The 13568-nt window shown below is 71.6% G+C and carries 15 protein-coding genes and 1 tRNA gene; 13 read left to right on the top strand and 3 right to left on the bottom strand.

The genetic code is table 11. From position 1 onward, the window contains the following. Positions 1–301 precede the first annotated feature (301 nt). From ACGFRF_RS28560 to ACGFRF_RS28570, 3 genes are all read left to right on the top strand, one after another. Positions 302–1588 (top strand): glutamate-5-semialdehyde dehydrogenase, encoded by a 1287-nt coding sequence (locus ACGFRF_RS28560; protein WP_393744717.1) that lies wholly within the window; start codon positions 302–304, stop codon positions 1586–1588. Positions 1589–1709: 121 nt separating this feature from the next. Beyond that, entirely contained in the window at positions 1710–2282 is a 573-nt protein-coding gene (locus ACGFRF_RS28565) for a hypothetical protein (RefSeq protein WP_393744719.1), read from the top strand. 89 nt (positions 2283–2371) lie between these two features. Next, the gene (locus ACGFRF_RS28570) at positions 2372–3439 is read left to right on the top strand and encodes a hypothetical protein (RefSeq protein ID WP_393744721.1); all 1068 of its coding nucleotides are present in this window, start codon (positions 2372–2374) and stop codon (positions 3437–3439) included. Between the two features lie 158 nt (positions 3440–3597). Here ACGFRF_RS28570 and ACGFRF_RS28575 read toward each other — a convergent pair whose 3' ends face one another. Further along, positions 3598–4692: a M48 family metallopeptidase gene (locus tag ACGFRF_RS28575; RefSeq protein ID WP_393744722.1), complete on the bottom strand. Its 1095-nt coding sequence runs from the start codon at positions 4690–4692 to the stop codon at positions 3598–3600. A gap of 100 nt (positions 4693–4792) precedes the next feature. Between ACGFRF_RS28575 and ACGFRF_RS28580 the strand changes: the two genes are divergently transcribed. The 7 genes from ACGFRF_RS28580 (at position 4793) to ACGFRF_RS28610 (ending at position 9160) form a co-directional block, all read left to right on the top strand. Next, the gene (locus tag ACGFRF_RS28580) at positions 4793–4957 is read left to right on the top strand and encodes a hypothetical protein (protein WP_393744724.1); all 165 of its coding nucleotides are present in this window, start codon (positions 4793–4795) and stop codon (positions 4955–4957) included. A 165-nt stretch (positions 4958–5122) separates the two neighbouring features. Then, positions 5123–5287: a hypothetical protein gene (locus ACGFRF_RS28585; RefSeq protein WP_190013708.1), complete on the top strand. Its 165-nt coding sequence runs from the start codon at positions 5123–5125 to the stop codon at positions 5285–5287. Positions 5288–5343: 56 nt separating this feature from the next. After that, positions 5344–6030, top strand: a complete 687-nt coding sequence (nadD, locus tag ACGFRF_RS28590) for a nicotinate-nucleotide adenylyltransferase (RefSeq protein ID WP_393744726.1) — start codon at positions 5344–5346, stop codon at positions 6028–6030. Between the two features lie 16 nt (positions 6031–6046). Then, on the top strand, positions 6047–7768 hold the full coding sequence (locus ACGFRF_RS28595; protein WP_393744727.1) for a LytR C-terminal domain-containing protein: 1722 nt from the start codon (positions 6047–6049) through the stop codon (positions 7766–7768). A gap of 113 nt (positions 7769–7881) precedes the next feature. Beyond that, positions 7882–8328, top strand: coding sequence for a ribosome silencing factor (rsfS, locus tag ACGFRF_RS28600; RefSeq protein WP_393744728.1), 447 nt, complete (start codon positions 7882–7884; stop codon positions 8326–8328). Beyond that, positions 8325–8993, top strand: a complete 669-nt coding sequence (locus ACGFRF_RS28605) for a histidine phosphatase family protein (protein ID WP_393744729.1) — start codon at positions 8325–8327, stop codon at positions 8991–8993. The genes rsfS and ACGFRF_RS28605 overlap by 4 nt, the downstream gene beginning before the upstream one ends. Before the next feature lie 94 nt (positions 8994–9087). Next, a tRNA-Ala gene (locus ACGFRF_RS28610) sits at positions 9088–9160 on the top strand. Between the two features lie 74 nt (positions 9161–9234). Here the strand turns inward: ACGFRF_RS28610 and ACGFRF_RS28615 are convergent. Next, on the bottom strand, positions 9235–10131 hold the full coding sequence (locus ACGFRF_RS28615; protein ID WP_393744730.1) for a helix-turn-helix transcriptional regulator: 897 nt from the start codon (positions 10129–10131) through the stop codon (positions 9235–9237). A 123-nt stretch (positions 10132–10254) separates the two neighbouring features. On the opposite strand from ACGFRF_RS28615, the gene ACGFRF_RS28620 reads away from it, so the two are divergent. The 3 genes from ACGFRF_RS28620 to ACGFRF_RS28630 all read left to right on the top strand — a co-directional run bounded on the left by ACGFRF_RS28620 (position 10255) and on the right by ACGFRF_RS28630 (position 12312). Continuing rightward, the gene (locus ACGFRF_RS28620) at positions 10255–11832 is read left to right on the top strand and encodes an MFS transporter (RefSeq protein WP_393744731.1); all 1578 of its coding nucleotides are present in this window, start codon (positions 10255–10257) and stop codon (positions 11830–11832) included. Between the two features lie 69 nt (positions 11833–11901). Continuing rightward, positions 11902–12075: a hypothetical protein gene (locus tag ACGFRF_RS28625; RefSeq protein ID WP_014672673.1), complete on the top strand. Its 174-nt coding sequence runs from the start codon at positions 11902–11904 to the stop codon at positions 12073–12075. A gap of 3 nt (positions 12076–12078) precedes the next feature. Further along, positions 12079–12312 (top strand): hypothetical protein, encoded by a 234-nt coding sequence (locus tag ACGFRF_RS28630; RefSeq protein ID WP_006136074.1) that lies wholly within the window; start codon positions 12079–12081, stop codon positions 12310–12312. Here ACGFRF_RS28630 and ACGFRF_RS28635 read toward each other — a convergent pair. Beyond that, positions 12302–13510 (bottom strand): glycosyltransferase 87 family protein, encoded by a 1209-nt coding sequence (locus tag ACGFRF_RS28635; protein WP_393744733.1) that lies wholly within the window; start codon positions 13508–13510, stop codon positions 12302–12304. The two genes, ACGFRF_RS28630 and ACGFRF_RS28635, sit on opposite strands and share 11 nt — an antisense overlap. Positions 13511–13568: the final 58 nt, after the last annotated feature.

The raw sequence follows: 13568 nt of genomic DNA on the forward strand, positions 1-13568 counted from the left end.
CGGGTGAGGCTGGAAGCCCTGGTCCGGCCGGAGGGCGAGGCCGGAGCGCGCTGGTCGGCCGCCGGGTGCGGGGGAGGGCTCTGGTCCGGCCGCCGGGTGCGGGTGAGGGCTCTGGTCCGGCCGCCGGGGCGGGGGGAGGGCCCTGGTCCGGCCGCCGGGTGGGGCCGGACGGCCCAGGTCCGGTCGCAGTGTGGGGCCGGGCCGGCGGTGACGTTCCTGGGCCCTGTGCTGCCAGGGGCGTGCCGTCTCGGCTTCCGGGACGGTTGCCGCACCCCGTCTCCGCGCGCACTACCCTGCGGGTATGACCACGCTCTCGCCCTACGACTCGATGTCCCCGGTCACCCAGGCCGCCTACCGGGCCAAGGCCGCCGCCGCCGACCTCGCGCCGCTGCCGCGTGCCGTCAAGGACGACGCGCTGCTCGCCATCGCCGACGCCCTGGAGGTCCGGACCGCCGAGATCGTCGAGGCCAACGCCAAGGACGTGGCCAAGGCCCGGGAGAACGGCACCAGCGAGGCCATCGTCGACCGGCTCACCCTCACCCCGGAGCGTGTCCGCGCCATCGCCTCCGACGTCCGCGACGTCGCGAAGCTGCCCGATCCGGTCGGCGAGGTCGTCCGCGGCTCCACCCTGCCCAACGGCATCGACCTGCGCCAGGTCCGCGTCCCGCTCGGCGTCGTCGGCATCATCTACGAGGCCCGTCCCAACGTCACCGTCGACGCCGCCGCCCTCTGCCTGAAGTCCGGCAACGCCGTCCTGCTGCGCGGGTCCGCCTCTGCCTACGAGTCCAACACCGCCCTCGTCCGGGTGATCCGGGACGCCGTCGGCGGCGCCGGGCTGCCCGCCGACGCCGTCCAGCTGGTGCCCGGCGAGAGCCGCGAGTCCGTACGCGAGCTGATGCGCGCCCGCGGCCTGGTCGACGTCCTCATCCCGCGCGGCGGGGCCTCCCTGATCCAGACCGTGGTGAACGAGTCCGTCGTCCCCGTCATCGAGACCGGCACCGGCAACTGCCACGTCTACGTCGACGCCCAGGCCGACATCGACACGGCGATCGAGATCCTGATCAACTCCAAGGCCCAGCGGGTCAGCGTCTGCAACGCCGCCGAGACCCTCCTGGTCCACCAGGACATCGCCGCCGAGTTCCTGCCGCGCGCCCTGGACGCCCTCGCCGAAGCCGGCATCACCGTCCACGCCGACGAGCGGGTCATGGCCTACGCCAAGGACTCCACGGCCACCGTGGTCGAGGCGACCCCCGAGGACTGGGAGACCGAGTACCTCTCCCACGACATCGCCGCCGCGGTCGTCGACTCCCTGGACCGGGCCGTCGAGCACATCCGGCTGTGGACCTCCGGGCACACCGAGGCGATCGTGACCACCTCCCAGCAGGCCGCCCGCCGCTTCACCCAACTGGTCGACTCCACCACCGTCGCCGTCAACGCCTCCACCCGCTTCACCGACGGCGGCCAGTTCGGCTTCGGCGCGGAGATCGGCATCTCCACCCAGAAGCTGCACGCCCGCGGCCCGATGGGCCTGCCGGAGCTGACCAGCACGAAATACATCGTCACCGGCGACGGCCACGTCCGCCGCTGAGGTTCATCCCTTCGGCCGCGCACCGGTACAGCCGCCGGGCGCGGCCGAAAACGTGTCTCACCAGGCGGATGAATTTCCATACCGTCTGCCCAAATTGACCCCCCAGGTCTACTCTGGATGCGTGCCGGAGGACGTGGGGGGCACGCCGTTCCCTGACGGCTGGGAGCCCGACGACGACCGCGACCATGGGGTGTCGGACGAAGAGTTCGCCTCCGTGGTCTTCGACGAGGCCTTCGTGCAGGCGGCCACGGTCCATGAGCCGACCGCCGTCGAACGCCTCCTGGCCGCCGCGCAGGCCAGAGCCGAGGCCTCCGAGGCCGAGGCCCGCCGCGCCCACTCCAGAGGCGACCGCTACGACGACGCCTACGGCCCCGAGGAGACCGGATTCGGTCAAGATCGGGACGACGGCGAACTGGACGACACCTACGTCCTCGGCGACCACCACGGCCCCTTCGGCGCCTACGGCAAGCAGGTCCGCTGGCACCGCCCCGTGGCCTGGGTGCTCGCCGTCGTGATGGGTATCGGCATGGTCGCCCTGGCCTTCGCCGCGGTGTACCGGGGAGCCTCCTCGGGCACCCGGGACAGGGTGCCCGCGCCCGCCTCGACCGGCCTGGAACAGGGCAGCGCGGCCGCTCCGTCCGTCTCAGCCGACTACTCCCAGCCGGCCGTCTCGGCCAGCCCGCGCTCCCCCTGAGAGCAGGCGCCCGCGCCGGGTGAGAACCTGTCAGAACTTGTCGTGCAGCGGGGCGTTTACCCGGGGCCCGCCAGACCTACCCTGAAAGTATGGGCGGGCCTGGAGACCCACCGGAGGGGACACCCGAGGGCGGCCCCGGCGGTGCAGAGGACGAGTACCGATCCGTCGTGTTCGACGAGTCGTTCGTCCGTGCTGCCCGCCTCCAGGAGTACTCGGCCGAGGAGCGGATGGCCGATCACGCCCCCGCCGTACGCCGCCGCCCACCCCGGCACCGCGGACTCACCCGGCAACTGCTGATCCTCGCCGTGCTGGTCTCCATCGCCTTCGCCACCGCGATCTACCTGGGCGTCCGCCACCCCTACAGCTCCCCGCAGGGCCGGCGGCCCGTCGAGCCCCTGCGGATGACGATCATCCCGCTCGCCCCGCCGGGCAAGGTGCCCGGTGCCGCCGACGCCGAGAGCCTGTACGCGAACAGCCCCGCCGCCCACTTCGAGATCGGCGCCGAGGGCATACCGCTGCCCGCCTCCCGCAGCACCGCCCACTTCTCCGACAGCCAGGTCGTGGCCGCGCTCACCACCGCCAAGGACTACATCGTCCGCTCCTCGCTCTACCCGGAGGTACTGACCGGCCGCCAGGTCCGCCCCGCCCGTGCCCTCCTCGACCCCGACCAGCTGGACCAGTTCGACCAGAGCTTCGCCCACCCGGCGGCGGACGGCCGGCACGCCCCCAATGGCTGGCTGGTCCGCCTCGACCCCTCCCGGGCCCAGCTGGCCGACGACAAGATCCGCGTCCAGGGCAGCCTGCAGGCCGCCGAGAGCGACCCGGCCACGCTGAAGATCACCGCCGACCACACCTTCGTCTACGCCCTGCGCCCCACCGGGGTTGCCGACGCGCCCGTGTCCCTCTTCACGGTCCGCCGCGAGGTGACCTTCCGCTTCCACCGTGACGACCTGCGCACCCACCAGGTCCAGCTCGTCACGTCCTACGTCCAGGCGGGCCCCCTGTCCTGCGCCGAGGACTCCAGCACCTACCTCCGCCCCCTCCTGGCCGGCCAGACGGCCAAGACGGGTGGCCCCCCGGGCACCAACCCCTACGAGACGGACAACACCCCGGCCCTGTGCGGCACGCTGTCCACCGCGGCCGAGCCGAGGGCGTGAGGGGGCCCAAGGCCGTAGGCCCAGGCCCGCCCGCCCAGGGCGTAAAGGGGGCCCAGGGCGTGTGACCGGGGCCCCGGGGCGTGGCCCAGCGCGTGAGGGCCCGGGGCATGAGTGATTCCCCGGCGTGGGGGGAGCCGAGCGGTACGGGCTCCTGGCGGCTACTCCTGGTCCCCTCGCGGAGCATCCGCGGAAGCCCCGTCGGCCGGCGGCGGGCTCCTGAAGCCGTCGAAGCCGCGCCGGACCCGGCCGCCCAGGTCGCCCGCGCCGCCCGCAAGATCCGTGACCAGCTTCATCAGCGGGTCCTTGGAACCCTTCACATCGCTGGCGTAGCTGGCCGCCGACTCACGGAAGGAGTCGCTGACGGAGGTGTCCATGTCCTCGCTGCGCCGCGGGTAGTGGCCGTCCATGATCCGCTGGTAGTCCCGGGACTCGGCCCACTTCTTCAGCTCGGCCGCCCGCACGGTGGTGAACGGGTGTGACCGGGGCAGCACGTTCAGGATCTTCAGCACCGAGTCACGCAGGTCGCCCCCGGAGTCGTACTCCTCGGCCTGCTCCAGGAACGCGTCCACGTTCATCTCGTGCAGATGGTTGCCGCCGGCGATCTTCATCAGGCCCCGCATCGAGGCCCGGACGTCCTGGCCCACCAGCAGCCCCGCCCGGTCGGCGGACAGCTCCGACTTGCGGAACCACTCCCTGAGCGCCGTGACGATCGCCATGATCGCCAGGTTGCCCAGCGGGATCCAGGCGACCTTCAGCGCGAGGCTCGTCAGGAACAGCAGGATGGTGCGGTACACCGAGTGCCCGGACAGCGCGTGCCCCACCTCGTGCCCGACGACGGCCCGCATCTCCTCCTCGTCGAGCAGCTCGACGAGCCCCGTGCTGACCACGATGATCGGTTCGTCCAGGCCGATGCACATCGCGTTCGGCTGCGGGTCCTGCGTGACGTACATCGGCGGGACCTTCTCCAGGTCCAGGATGTAACAGGCGTCCAGCAGCATGTCGTGCAGGTGCGAGAACTGCCGCTCGGATACCCGCACCGAGTCGGACAGGAACAGCAGCCTCAGGCTCCGCTCCGGCAGCAGCCCGCTGAGCGCCTTGAAAACGGTGTCGAACCCGCTCAGCTTGCGCAGCGCGACGAGGGCCGACCGGTCCGCCGGGTGCTCGTACGCACGCGAGGAGATCCCCGGGAAGCGCCTGCGCTGCCTGCTCGGCACGCGCTCGTGCCCGGTCTGCTGGTGGCCGTCGTCGGACATGTCTTCCCCCATGTGCGTGTAAGTGCCCTGTGCCCCGAGGCGGGGCACAGCCTAGGCGGAGATACCGTGGACGGGCAGTACAGCCGAAGGAGTCCACGTCATGGAGCACCACCCCGCAGCCGCCTGGCTGACCGAGGCCGTCGCCGGCGCCGTCCAGCAGCACGGGACGGGCAATCTGCTCCGCATCGTCCTCATCGTGATGGTCCTGGGCTGTGTACTGACCGCCTGGTTCCTGCTGCGCGGCTACAAGCGGAAGGACGACTGACAGGCGGCGAAGGTTCCCCGCCGGGAGGCGGTGGACGTTCCCGCCGTGGGCGCCCCCGGCCGCCGCCCGTCACCAACGGCGGAGTCGGCGTGAGCGCCGCGCGGCCGCCCGCTTACGATGAGCCGACATCTTTAACCCGCCCACACGCGATAGGTCCTGCCGAAGATGAGCTTCCACAGCGCCGCAGCCCAGTTGGTCACCCTTGCCGCCGAGGGCGAGGAGCACGGCGGAAACCACAACAGCCTGAACCCGGCCGTCACCGGTGGTGGCGCCCTGATCATCCTGCTCCTCCTGCTGTGGATCACCACGCGCTTCAACCGCGACCGCTGAGCGGGGAGCCCGTCCCCGGCCGGACGCCCGAGGCCGGGCCGGTAGGGTCTGCACGCATGGGAGAGCAGGACATGCCTACCGGTCCGGCGCACGAGGCCGCCGACGACACGGTGAAGCACCCGCAGTACCGCCCGGGCAACGGACCCGTCCACACGGGCAAGCGCCGCCTGGGCGTCATGGGCGGAACGTTCGACCCGATCCACCACGGGCACCTCGTGGCGGCCAGCGAGGTCGCCGCGCAGTTCCAGCTGGACGAGGTGGTGTTCGTGCCCACCGGCCAGCCGTGGCAGAAGTCCCACAGCAAGGTCTCCCCGGCTGAGGACCGCTACCTGATGACGGTCATCGCGACCGCCGAGAACCCCCAGTTCTCCGTCAGCCGCATCGACATCGACCGCGGCGGCCCGACCTACACCGTGGACACCCTGCGCGACCTGCGCGCCCTCAACCCCGACACCGACCTGTTCTTCATCACCGGCGCCGACGCCCTGGCGCAGTTGCTGACCTGGCGCGACTCGGCGGAACTGTTCTCCCTCGCACACTTCATCGGCGTCACGCGCCCCGGGCACAACCTGACCGACCCGGGTCTGCCGGAGGGCGGCGTCTCGCTCGTCGAGGTGCCGGCGCTCGCCATCTCCTCCACGGACTGCCGGGCGAGAGTCGCCAAGGGAGACCCCATCTGGTACATGGTGCCGGACGGAGTCGTGCGCTACATCGACAAGCGCGAGCTGTACCGCGGCGAGTGAGCCGAGAGGGGCACCGGTGAACGACCGATACGACGCGGGGGACGCCAGCTACGGCGCCGGCCCGTACGAAGTCGTCGGCTACGACGAGTACGGCCGGCCCGTGTACGGGCAGGTCCCGACACAACAACAGGCTCCGCAAGCGACCTACGACCCGTACGCCCAGCAGCAGGGCGGCTACGGCTACGACCCGTACCCCACCGGCCAGCAGCCATCGGCGGCCTCCTACCACTCCGCTCCGCAGGCACCCGCCTACGACCCCTACGGCTCCCAGGCCCCCTACGACCCCTACGGCACCGGCGCCCACGACACCGCCTCCTACGACCCCTACGGGCAGGCCGCGAGCAGCGGGCAGCAGCCCCGGGTCGCCGAGCAGACCGCCTACATCCCGCAGCAGGGCGGCCCGGCGGAGGACAGGCATGCCCCGGAGGAGCCCGAGCGGCAGAGCGAGACGGGCGAACCGGACTACCGCACCGAGCAGTTCGCGTTCGTCGAGGAGCCGGACGGCGACTCCGAGGACGTCATCGACTGGCTGAAGTTCACCGAGAACCGCACCGAGCGCCGCGAGGAGGCCCGCCGCCGAGCCCGCAGCCGGATCATCGCCCTCGTCGTCGTCCTCGCCCTCGTCGCCGTCGGTGGCGTCGGCTACCTCTGGTACGCCGGAAAGCTGCCCGGTCTGTCCTCCTCCGGTGCCAAGACCGGCACGGCCACGTCCGCCGCCGCCCAGAAACGCGACGTGATCGTCGTCCACCTGCACAACACCGGCAAGGGCGGCACCTCCACGGTGCTGCTGGTCGACAACACCACCACCAAGCAGGGCACCACCGTGCTGCTGCCCAACTCCCTCGCGCTGTCCGGCGACGACGGCTCCACCACCACCCTCGCCAAGTCGGTCGACGCCGACGGTTCCTCCGGCACCCGCGACCAGCTCGACACCGTCCTCGGCACCGACATCCAGGGCACCTGGCGCCTCGACACCCCCTACCTGCAGAACCTCGTCGATCTGTTGAGCAACATCGACATCGACACCAACACCGACGTGCCGGACCCGGACACCAAGAAGAAGGGCACCGCACCCCTCGTCCACAAGGGCACCGACCAGACCCTCAGCGGCAAGATGGCCGTCGCCTACGCCACCTACCGCGCCGCCGGCGAGCCCCAGAACGCCCAGCTGGAGCGCTTCGGCCAGGTCATGCAGGGCATCCTGCGCAAGATGTCCTCCGAACCCTCCTCGGCCACCACCACCGTCCAGACGCTCGCGCAGATCCTCGACCCGCCGCTCACCGACAAGGACCTCGGCACCTTCCTCGCCAGGCTCGCCGACCTCGCCAAGAGCGGTGACTACAAGACCGCCCTGCTGCCCGTGCGGGCCGACGGCACACTGAGCGCCGACACCAGCGACAGCGTGGTCAAGGACATCCTCGGCGGCACCGCCAAGAGCCCCGACGCCGGCTCCGCGGTCCGGGTCTCCGTCCAGAACGCCACCGGCGTGAAGGACGACTCCGAGAAGGCCCGCGTGGCGCTCCTCAACGGCGGCTTCACCTTCCGGGAGGGCGGCACCGCCTCCGGCACCCAGGCCACCTCGAAGGTGCTCTACTCGGACGCCTCCCACAAGGCCGACGCCGCCGAGGTCGCCAAGACCCTCGGCCTGCCCGCCGGCTCCGTGACCAAGGGCACCGTCTCCTCCGGCGCCGACGTCTCGGTCGTCCTCGGCGCCGACTACGAACCCGCCGCCTCCTGACGGCGGAGCCACGACGGCCGGGGCACCCCACGCGACGCCGTAATCACGTGGGGTGCCGCGGGCGGTCCGTGAGACCCTTGAGGTCCAGTGACCGCCGACGGAAAGCCATGTAAGTGACCGCCACCGACCGTTCCCTTGAGCTCATCAACACCGCCGCCCAGGCGGCGGCCGACAAGCTCGCCCACGACGTCATCGCCTACGACGTCAGCGACGTCCTGTCGATCACGGACGCCTTCCTGCTGGCGTCCGCGCCGAACGACCGCCAGGTCAGGGCCATCGTCGACGAGATCGAGGAGCGCCTGCTGAAGGACCTCGGCGCCAAGCCGGTACGCCGCGAGGGCGACCGTGAGTCCCGCTGGATCCTGCTCGACTACGTCGACATCGTCGTCCACGTCCAGCACAGCGAGGAGCGCGTCTTCTACGCCCTGGAGCGGCTGTGGAAGGACTGCCCCGAGCTGGAGCTGCCCGCCGACGCCAAGGCCACCCGCGGCAAGGCCGAGGAGCACGCCAAGCTGCAGGCCGCCGAGGCAGACCAGGAGCCGGACGGGGAGTGGCGATGAGCGCCACCGGCGAGGTGACCGACCGCAAGGCCCGGGGCCGCCGCATCATCCTGTGGCGGCACGGCCAGACCTCGTGGAACGTGGAGCGCCGCTTCCAGGGCAGCACGGACGTCGAGCTGACCGAGACCGGCATCGGCCAGGCTCGCCGCGCCGCCCGGCTGCTCGCCTCCCTGGGACCCGACGCGATCGTCTCCTCGGATCTGCAGCGGGCCGCGGACACGGCCGCCGAGCTGGCCGCCCTCACCGGTCTCGACGTCACCCGCGAGGAGGGCCTGCGCGAGACCTACGCGGGCGTCTGGCAGGGACTGACGCACGACGAGATCATCGCCCGCCACGGTGAGGAGTACGCCGCCTGGAAGCGCGGCGAGCCGGTCCGCCGCGGCGGTGGCGAACTGGAGACCGAGGTCGCGGACCGCGCCGCCCCCGTCGTGCTGCGGCACGCCGAGAAGCTGCCCGAGGACGGCACCCTCGTCGTCGTCAGCCACGGCGGCACCATCCGCACCACCATCGGCCGGCTCCTCGGCCTGGAGCCCCAGAACTGGGAGAGCCTCGGCGGTCTCTCCAACTGCTGCTGGTCCGTGCTCGGCGAGGGCGTCCGCGGCTGGCGCCTGCTCGAGCACAACGCGGGCACCCTCCCGGAGCCCGTCCTCGGCGACGACGACTGAGCGTCCCGAGGCCCCCCGGACCCCGGATTTCACTTTCCGGCAGGTCACAGGCTAAAGTTCTTCTTGTTCGCCCCGCCGAGCGGGAAGAACACCAGGGGCTATAGCTCAGTTGGTAGAGCGCCTGCATGGCATGCAGGAGGTCAGGAGTTCAATTCTCCTTAGCTCCACTGATCGACACTCTGTTGAGTTGTCAAAGATCGGTATGAGGATCCCGCCCCCCCAGGGGCGGGATTTTCTGTGTTCAGGTGCGGATCAACTCGTCGGCCTCCCGGTCCTTCGGCGGCCACAGCGGCTGTCTGCGCTCCCGCAGCATCGCGATCTTCCGGCACGCCTCGTCGTCCGCCGGTCTGTAGACCACGATCCGGCACTCGGGCATCCCGTCGACGGACAGCGACTGCGAGGTCATCCGCAGCTGACCCACCGCCTCGTGCCGGAAGGTCTTCACCCTGGGCCCCGGAGGTGTCACCTCACCGCTCGCCCACAGTTCGGCGAAGTACGGACTGGCCGCACACAGCGCGCGTATGTACCCCTCCCAGGCCGGTTCCCCCACGTGTCTGCCGTACGAGGACCGCAGCGTCGCCACCATCACCGGCAGCTCGCGTTCCCGGTACAGGATCGGGCAGGTCTCCGCCGGCACGGTGAACAGGGTCCACAGCACGTTGGGCACGCCGGTCGCGCGGGTCTGCGGCACCACGAACAGATCCCGGTAGGCCGGGTTCGTCGCCAGGACGTCGTATCGCGAGTTGTAGACCACCGCCAGCAGTGGGTCCAGCGCGTCGATGATCGCCTGCACCTCCGGTCCGACCTGCCGGGTCAAGCCCTCCGCGTCCGGCTCGAACGGCACCTCCGCCAGCCGGTACAGGTGCTCCCGCTCCGGCGGGTCCAGCCGCAGTGTGCGTGCGACCGCGTCCAGCACCTGCGGCGAGGCGTTGATCGGCCGGCCCTGCTCCAGCCAGGTGTACCAGGTCACGCCCACGCCCGAGAGCTGCGCGACCTCCTCCCGGCGCAGCCCGGGAGTGCGCCGCCGCAGCCCCGGCGGCATCCCCACGTCGGCCGGTGTCACCCGCGCACGCCGGCTGCGCAGAAAGGCGGCCAGCTCCGGCCTGCGTCGCTGGTTGCCCGTCGCCCTCGTCACCATCGTCCAACCCCCGTAGTCCCCGTATCCATCGTCGGCACCCGGGCCTGCCCCTGCCAGGTGCTGGCAGTACCAGCATCGGCGGGCACTCGGCACCGGTACCGACCCGTCGTCAGGCTCGACGCCATGACGACGCCATCCCGCACCGGGCCGGACACCGAGGCCCTACCGAACCCTGCGAACAGTGAAGCATCCGCCACTGACAGTGACGCACCGGCCGCCGCAAACCCCGACCCGCCCGTCATCGGCAGCGCATTACCGACTTCCGGTCATGCGCCGACCGTCACGGACAGTGAAGCACCCGCCACTGACAACCGGCCCCGGCTGCTGCTCACCGTCCTGCTCGCCGCCCTGTTCATGGCGGCCCTCGACGTCTTCATCGTGAACGTCGCCGCCCCCACCATCGGTTCCGAACTGCACTCCTCCGGCGCCGACCTGCAACTGGTGATCGCCGGCTACGCCATCACCTACTCCGTGCTGCTGATCACCGGTGCCCGGCTCGGCGACCGGCTCGGCCACGGCCGGGTCCACCTCGCCGGGCTCGCCCTGTTCACCGCGGCCTCGCTGGCCTGCGGTCTGGCGCGGGCATCGACCGATCTGATCGTGTTCCGGCTGGTGCAGGGCGCGGGCTCGGCGCTGATGATCCCGCAGGTGCTCAGCCTGATCCAGCGCACCTTCACCGGCGAGGCCAGGGCCCGGGCGCTCGGCGCCTACTCGGCGGTCCTCGCCGTCGGCGCCGCCGCCGGGCAGATCGCGGGCGGGGTGCTGGTCAGCGCGGATCTCCTCGGCACCGGCTGGCGGCCGGTGTTCCTGGTCAACGTGCCGGTCGGCGCCGTCCTGCTGGTGCTGGGCAGGCGGGTGCTGCCCCTGGGCGCGGCGGCCGCGAAGGAGCGCGCCCGGCCGCTCGACCTGCCCGGACTCGTGCTGCTCGGCGCGGCCGTGTCGCTGCTGACGGTGCCGCTGGTGCTCGGCCAGGAGGAGGACTGGCCCGCGTGGTCCTGGCTGTCGCTGGCCGGAGCGGTGGTGCTGTTCGCACTGTTCTGCGGCTACGAGTCCCGGCTGGCCCGGCGCGGCGGCGCCCCGCTGATCGCGCCCCGGGTGCTGCGCCACCCCGGCATCGGCCTGGCCGTCCTGCGCATCCTCGCCGTGATGTCGGTCAACGCCGGGTTCCTCTTCGCGCTGACGCTGCACGTCCAGGGCGGCCTCGGCTACAGCGCGCTGCGGGCCGGACTGAGCTTCGCACCGACCGCGGCCTTCTTCGGTGCCGTCAGCCTGACCTGGCGGAAGTGGCCCGTGGTCTGGCAGCGGGCGCTCGCTCCGGCCGGGTTCACGCTGACCGCGGTGTCCATCGCCGTGGTGGGGCTCGCCCTCCACGACGGCGGCGACGGGGGAGCGGCCCTGTACGCCGGATACGCGGGGCTGGGTGTCGGGCTCGCGCTCGCCTTCAGCCCGACCCTGACCGGCGCGCTGGCGACGGTGCGCCCCCAGGACGCGGCGGACGCCAGCGGGCTGCTGGCGACGGTCACCCAGCTCGGTCAGCTGCTCGGCGTGGCGTCTTTCGGCACACTGTTCCTGAACCGGCTTGAGTCACTCGGGGCCCTGCGGTCGTATACCTCTGCGGAGGCGTTCTCGGTGTGTGCTTGGGCGCTGGCCGGAACGGCCGTGGTGGGAGCCGTGTCCGGACTGGTACTGAGGCGTCGCTGACCGTATTGGTCCGGCCGTGGCAGAATCAAACGGCCGGAAGGGGGCGCGGCCCGACGGGAGGGAGTAGCGATGCCTGCGAGCATCCTTGAGGAGGTCGGCCACCTCCTCGGTGCGGCGTTGATACGGGATACCACCACCCGGCTCAGCTGCCCTTCCTGCGGTTCCGCGCACGTGGCCCAAGTACTCGGCGACAACGGCGGAATCTCCTACGTGTGCACGGCCTGCGGCCACAGCTGGAGCTGATCGATGGGTGCACACAGGCGGAAGTGCGACTGGTGCGGCAGCGGCACGCCGATCGTCCGTGACATGGAGCCGATCAATCCCGACTACCAGTACTGGTGCGAGGAATGCGCGCGGGCGCTGATCATAAAAGGCGACCCGATCGAGACGTACCGGGAATTGGAGGGCGAGCCGATCTACGGCCGGCTCCTCGAGGAGCACTGCACGCTCAAGAGGTTCTATTCCTTCGTCACGGCTTGACGCGGACCGCACCGGCGCCGGGCCTCGGCAACGATGTCCACGCCAGCACGAGGAAGAGGGCACCGGCTCCTCCGTAGAGCGCCGAAAGCGTCAACTCGACGCCTCCCTGGTGCATTTCCGGTCGTCCGGCGCCATGGGGCACCCACCATGGCGCGTACGAGCAGAACACCAGCAGCGAGCCCAGGGCCACCGCCCTGTGCCCGCGCGTCCACAGCAGCAGGACCAGTGGCACGCACCACACCCAGTGGTGCGTCCAGGACACCGGGCTGATCAGCAGCGCGGTGACCGCGCAGACGCACACCGCCCACGCCCGCCGTCCGCGCAACTCCGCCGCCACGGCCACCGCGAGGCCCAGGGCGGCCACCACGGCCGCGAGGACGGCCCAGAGCGCTCCCGGGTCCGGCGTGTGCAGAAGACGGGCCAGGACGCCGCGCAGGGCCTGATTGGCGGTGTCCTCGGCATGCCCGACCCGGCCGGCGCGGAAGACCATGTCCGTCCAGAACCGCCATGAGTCGTACGGCAGGACGGCCGCCGCCAGCAGCGTCGCCCCGGCGAACGCGACGGCGGCCCCGCGCGCGTGCCGCAGCCAGGGTTCTGCGTCCCTGCCGCCGAGCCGGGCCACGACACCCGTGACGAGCAGGACCAGCGGGAACAAGGCGGGCGTCAGCTTCACCGCGGCGGCCAGCCCCAGCCCCACCCCGGCCCAGCGGTCGGGGCGGCGGGACAGGTCCCACAGCACCAGGACGGCCAGCAGCAGGTTGACCTGGCCGTAGCGCAGGGTCGTCCACACCGGCTCGCACCACACCGCCGACGCCGCGACCCACCAGACGGTCTCCACGCGCGCGTGGCCGACGAGTATCAGCGACAGCCGTACGAACACCACCAGCAGCGCGAGGTTGGCGGCCGTCGCCAGCGTGCGCAGGGGAACGGTGTCCAGCAGGGACAGCGGTGTGAACAGCAGGGCCGCGAACGGCGGATAGGTGGTGGGCAGGTGCGCGGCCGTCGCCCGCAGCGCGTAGAGGTCGCCGCGGGCGCGCACGGTGGCGCCCTCGGCCCGGTAGACCATCAGGTCGATCATCGACACGTGCGCGGCCCGCTGCGCGACCCAGAAGGCCGTGAACGACACCAGGCACACCCCCAGGGCGGCCGGTGCCCGGCGGGCTGCGGAGAACGCGATCACGGTCACGGAAGCCGACATTAGCGCCCGAATGGGAGCAGAGCGGAAACCAATTTGGTACTGCACCCCCGGGACCGTG

Origin of the sequence: Streptomyces sp. NPDC048521 (genome assembly GCF_043199855.1) — a bacterium.
In the GTDB taxonomy this organism is placed as follows: Bacteria; Actinomycetota; Actinomycetes; order Streptomycetales; family Streptomycetaceae; genus Streptomyces.

Excerpts from the sequence above, each read along its gene's own strand:
- ACGFRF_RS28580 (WP_393744724.1), top strand. The coding sequence starts at position 4,793 with ATGGAGCACCACCCCGCAGCCGCCTGGCTGACCGAGGCCGTCGCCGGC.
- ACGFRF_RS28605 (WP_393744729.1), top strand. The coding sequence starts at position 8,325 with ATGAGCGCCACCGGCGAGGTGACCGACCGCAAGGCCCGGGGCCGCCGC.
- ACGFRF_RS28625 (WP_014672673.1), top strand. The coding sequence starts at position 11,902 with ATGCCTGCGAGCATCCTTGAGGAGGTCGGCCACCTCCTCGGTGCGGCG.
- ACGFRF_RS28615 (WP_393744730.1), bottom strand. The coding sequence starts at position 10,131 with ATGGTGACGAGGGCGACGGGCAACCAGCGACGCAGGCCGGAGCTGGCC.
- ACGFRF_RS28635 (WP_393744733.1), bottom strand. The coding sequence starts at position 13,510 with ATGTCGGCTTCCGTGACCGTGATCGCGTTCTCCGCAGCCCGCCGGGCA.
- ACGFRF_RS28560 (WP_393744717.1), top strand. The coding sequence starts at position 302 with ATGACCACGCTCTCGCCCTACGACTCGATGTCCCCGGTCACCCAGGCC.
- ACGFRF_RS28575 (WP_393744722.1), bottom strand. The coding sequence starts at position 4,692 with ATGTCCGACGACGGCCACCAGCAGACCGGGCACGAGCGCGTGCCGAGC.
- nadD (WP_393744726.1), top strand. The coding sequence starts at position 5,344 with ATGGGAGAGCAGGACATGCCTACCGGTCCGGCGCACGAGGCCGCCGAC.
- ACGFRF_RS28570 (WP_393744721.1), top strand. The coding sequence starts at position 2,372 with ATGGGCGGGCCTGGAGACCCACCGGAGGGGACACCCGAGGGCGGCCCC.
- ACGFRF_RS28630 (WP_006136074.1), top strand. The coding sequence starts at position 12,079 with ATGGGTGCACACAGGCGGAAGTGCGACTGGTGCGGCAGCGGCACGCCG.
- ACGFRF_RS28620 (WP_393744731.1), top strand. The coding sequence starts at position 10,255 with ATGACGACGCCATCCCGCACCGGGCCGGACACCGAGGCCCTACCGAAC.
- ACGFRF_RS28585 (WP_190013708.1), top strand. The coding sequence starts at position 5,123 with ATGAGCTTCCACAGCGCCGCAGCCCAGTTGGTCACCCTTGCCGCCGAG.